Annotated in this window: 1 protein-coding gene; it reads right to left on the bottom strand. The window is 66.7% G+C overall.

The annotated features are described in order from the left end of the window. Positions 1-327, bottom strand: a 327-nt coding sequence (locus FLQ44_RS23385; RefSeq protein ID WP_147696236.1) for a malonic semialdehyde reductase, incomplete at both ends; no start/stop codon positions are given.

The following is a 327-nucleotide window of genomic DNA, read 5'->3' as shown; positions in this document are numbered from 1 at the left end:
CAGAACCTGACAGGCTTCGTCGAAGGGCAGGCGCGGGCTGCGCGGGAACAGCTTGTCGGCGTCGCCATAGCCGAGGTTGACCAGCACATTGCTGCGCCAGCCGGTGTCCTTGAAGAAGGTGGAATCGACCAGCGCGTTGTCGAAGCCGGACATCGGGCCGGTGTCCAGGCCGAGCGCGCGCGCGGCGAGAATCAGGTAGGCGACCTGCAGCGTGCCGTTGCGGAAGGCCGTGGTCTCGGCGACCTGGGCACTGCCGGTGAACCAGCTGCGCGCATCGGTGTGCGGGAACAGGTAGGGCAGCTTGTCGTAGAACTTCGGGTCGTTGGC

The sequence above is a fragment of the Vogesella mureinivorans genome (assembly GCF_007644035.1).
Classification (GTDB): Bacteria; Pseudomonadota; Gammaproteobacteria; order Burkholderiales; family Chromobacteriaceae; genus Vogesella; species Vogesella mureinivorans.
The sequence above is the reverse complement of the archived record's forward strand: the minus strand, read 5'-3'. Positions and strand labels throughout refer to the sequence as shown.